Below are 3,666 nucleotides of genomic sequence, written 5' to 3'. Positions count from 1 at the left end.
TCGGCTGGTGAGAGAGAGTCTATCTTTCTCTAAAAAAATGGAGAATCACGTTGGGGAGCCCTTTGGTATTTTATCCATGACTACAATGCACAGCAAAGCAAAGGATTAAGCCGCCATCACTACTACCGAATCACCACCTAAAATCCGCCGGGGCTTAAATAACTGGGATTTTCCTGTAGAGAAGTATCGAAGGGATTGGGTAAATCTTGGGTGCGAATTAAAGGCCCAGACTGTTGCTGTTGCATGACATCATAGTATAAAGTTTCGGTTAATTTGGCATCCCGGGTAATCAGATTATCGAAATAGGAACCTTGGGGAAAAGTACGCCAACCAAAAAGAGAGTTGAACTGTCCTAAAATGTTGGTGTAGTCGTAGAAACGACCCGTATTGTTATTAACAGCGCGGTTAAACAAACCGGGGATATTATTAAATCCCACCGCCGTATCGGGAGAGGGGACAAGTTGCAATTGTTGGGTTTTTACCGGTGCGGGAGTGGTGGCGGTTGAATTTTGGGCGATCGCACTAGACGAACTCAACCAGACTAAACCGGTTAAACAAAACAGGGAAGGAAGTAAAAATTTAGCGCGCATGGGTAAAAATCTCCTCACAGGGATAGGGTTAATTAAAAAATCGCGTCAATGGGATGAGAAAGAAATCAATACTAGCGATCGAGTCAATATATAATGACTTTTGGCTTAATTGTAACCGAAATTTTGGAGTCAGTCAGGCTCCCAATCCTGAAAATATGGCTAATTACTCGGTAGCGACTCTCGATACTGCTTCCCTGCGTCAATTTCTCCTCGATGCCCTTGTCCGTCTTGCCTATCGGGAAGGGGATTTCACCCTGTCTTCAGGACAAAAAAGCAGCTACTATATCAACGGTAAACAAGTTACCCTCACTGCTGAGGGAGCTTTAGCCGTGGGGCGTTTATTGCTGTCTCTACTGCCTCCAGATACCCAAGCGGTGGCAGGATTAACCCTAGGGGCGGATCCGATTGTCAGCGCCGTTATTGTGGTATCTGCCTACGAAAATCGCCCGATTCCAGCTTTAATTGTCCGCAAAGAGGCAAAAGGTCACGGGACTATGGCTTATATTGAGGGTCCGACTTTAAACCCCGGGGCTGCAGTGGTTGTTCTCGAAGATGTGGTGACAACGGGGAAAAGTGCCATGGTAGCGGTAGAAAGATTACGGGATGCGGGTTATCAAGTAGATTTAATCATTGCTTTGGTGGATAGAGAGCAAGGAGGGGCGGAATTTTACCAATCTCAGGGAATAAAGTTTCAAGCTTTGTTTTCGATTCGGGATCTACAGGCGGCTTATCACAATAAATAGCAGGGAGTGGCCAGAAACGCTCGATAACTGGATTTTAACAGTCGGTAAAACTTATCGCACAAGGGACTGGAGAGCGGCTTTAACTGCCTAAACGGTAAGTTATCTCCATTTTTTTCCTGTGAATAATTGGTCACTAGCCGAGGTTTTCGGCCCGAAGAAACAGCTGGGAACATTGATAGATTCAGAGTCTAACTATTGACTAATAGCTATTCTCGGCGGGGGACTCAAGATGCCTTGACTCTCTTTGGCTCTAAGAATTGAAGCCTTTATCACTTTCTGATAACCCTCAGACCGACTAACTGTATACTAGGCTATAAGATTTGCTTAAAAATCTTCGGACCATGCCGAACTATCGACAGTACAGCGATCGCCAAATATGAATCAAGGCATAGATTTACAAGAAAGTTTCATTAAATCCCTAACAGACCTGGGATTAAGTGGAGGACTGGCTAAAGCGATTTGGATGCCTTTACCCATGTTCCTGATGATTATAGCCGCCACGGTGGGGGTTTTAGTCTGCGTCTGGTTAGAAAGGAAAATTTCCGCCGCCGTCCAACAGCGTATCGGGCCAGAATACGCAGGACCCTTGGGCGTTTTACAACCGGTCGCCGACGGTCTGAAATTAGTCTTTAAAGAAGATGTCGTCCCCGCTAAGGCTGACCCTTGGTTATTCCTCTTCGGGCCGATTTTGGTGGTGATGCCGGTGTTTGTCTCCTATCTCATCGTCCCCTTCGGTCAAAATCTGGTGATTACTGACCTAAACGTAGGTATCTTTTTATGGATTTCCTTGTCCAGTATTGCCCCCATTGGCTTATTAATGGCGGGTTATGCCTCGAATAATAAGTATTCCTTGCTGGGAGGCCTGCGGGCGGCGGCGCAATCGATTAGTTATGAAATTCCCTTGGCTTTATCGGTATTAGCGATTGTGATGATGTCTAATAGTCTCAGTACCATTGATATTGTCGAACAACAATCCGGTTATGGCATTTTAGGCTGGAATATCTGGCGCCAACCGGTGGGTTTTCTGATTTTCTGGATTGCCGCTTTAGCTGAGTGTGAACGTCTGCCTTTCGATTTACCGGAAGCGGAGGAGGAATTAGTCGCCGGTTATCAAACCGAATACGCAGGGATGAAATTCGCTCTCTTTTATGTGGGTTCCTACGTTAACCTCGTGCTGTCGGCCCTAGTTTTCGCCGTCCTCTATCTTGGTGGTTGGGAATTTCCTATCCCCGTCAATGCTTTGGCCGGCTGGTTGGGAGTGAGTGAAACCAATCCTTGGCTACAAATTATCACCGCTTCCCTAGGGATTACGATGACGGTATTAAAAGCCTATTTTCTCATCTTCATCGCTATTCTCTTGCGTTGGACCGTACCCCGGGTTCGCATTGACCAATTACTCGATTTAGGCTGGAAATTCCTCTTACCGGTATCTTTAGTTAACCTACTACTTACCGCCGCCCTAAAACTAGCTTTTCCCTTTGCTTTTGGCGGTTAATTCCCGTTTTTGCCCTGTTAACCTACTACCCCTCTGACCATCATGTTTAACATTCTCAAACAAGTCAGCGATTACGCCAAAGGTAGCATTCAAGCGGCGAAATACATCGGCGAAGGTTTATCCGTTACCTTTGATCATATGCGTCGTCGTCCGATTACCGTCCAATATCCCTACGAAAAGTTAATTCCCTCGGAACGTTATCGGGGTAGAATTCACTTTGAGTTCGATAAATGTATCGCCTGTGAAGTTTGTGTGCGAGTTTGTCCGATTAATTTACCAGTAGTGGATTGGACTTTTAACAAGGAAATTAAAAAGAAAGAACTCAAACACTACAGTATCGATTTTGGGGTCTGCATTTTCTGCGGTAATTGTGTGGAATACTGTCCGACTAATTGTTTGTCCATGACCGAAGAATACGAACTAGCGACCTATGATCGTCATGAATTAAACTATGATAACGTCGCCCTAGGCCGTTTACCCTACAAAGTCACCCAAGACCCGATGGTGACACCTCTGAGGGAATTAGGTTATCTGCCTAAAGGTGTTATCGAACCCCACGATTTACCCGCCGGTAGTCAACGCGCCGGTAAACGTCCAGAAGAAATTACCTAAAATGTCGGATGAATGCCCCCGCTAGATTTTTCGACAAGATACTCACCTTTGCGGGGGATGAAATCCGACCAGAATATCAACCGCAAAGCACGATTTTAATTCTACCATTTGTAGGTAAACTGTGTTATACTTAATTTATCCAGGGTCGAAGATTAATCAATGCTAGTCGTAGAAGCCAAGTTAAAAAACGGGACACCAGAACAATACCAAAAACTTGATGAAGCTA

Annotated in this window: 4 protein-coding genes and 1 pseudogene; 4 read left to right on the top strand and 1 reads right to left on the bottom strand. The window is 45.3% G+C overall.

Features of this window, described 5'->3' with window-relative positions; translation table 11 throughout:
* Window positions 1-137: 137 nt before the first annotated feature.
* The gene (locus tag IM456_RS21750; RefSeq protein WP_149988660.1) at window positions 138-590 is read right to left on the bottom strand and encodes a porin; all 453 of its coding nucleotides are present in this window, start codon (window positions 588-590) and stop codon (window positions 138-140) included.
* A gap of 53 nt (window positions 591-643) precedes the next feature.
* On the opposite strand from IM456_RS21750, the gene pyrE reads away from it, so the two are divergent.
* The 4 genes and pseudogenes from pyrE to IM456_RS21730 all read left to right on the top strand — a co-directional run.
* Window positions 644-1,333 carry an orotate phosphoribosyltransferase gene (gene pyrE, locus IM456_RS21745; RefSeq protein WP_149988662.1) on the top strand — a complete coding sequence of 230 codons (690 nt, stop codon included), beginning with the start codon at window positions 644-646 and terminating at the stop codon, window positions 1,331-1,333.
* Window positions 1,334-1,709: 376 nt separating this feature from the next.
* Window positions 1,710-2,828, top strand: coding sequence for an NADH-quinone oxidoreductase subunit NuoH (gene nuoH / locus IM456_RS21740; protein ID WP_016514317.1), 1,119 nt, complete (start codon window positions 1,710-1,712; stop codon window positions 2,826-2,828).
* A 42-nt stretch (window positions 2,829-2,870) separates the two neighbouring features.
* Entirely contained in the window at window positions 2,871-3,440 is a 570-nt protein-coding gene (gene ndhI / locus IM456_RS21735) for an NAD(P)H-quinone oxidoreductase subunit I (protein WP_149988663.1), read from the top strand.
* A gap of 159 nt (window positions 3,441-3,599) precedes the next feature.
* Window positions 3,600-3,666, top strand: a pseudogene (locus IM456_RS21730) (transposase); the annotation flags it as partial.

Origin of the sequence: Microcystis sp. M079S1 (assembly GCF_020246425.1) — a bacterium.
Lineage (GTDB): Bacteria > Cyanobacteriota > Cyanobacteriia > Cyanobacteriales > Microcystaceae > Microcystis > Microcystis aeruginosa.
This window is presented reverse-complemented; position numbering and strand designations above follow the sequence as displayed.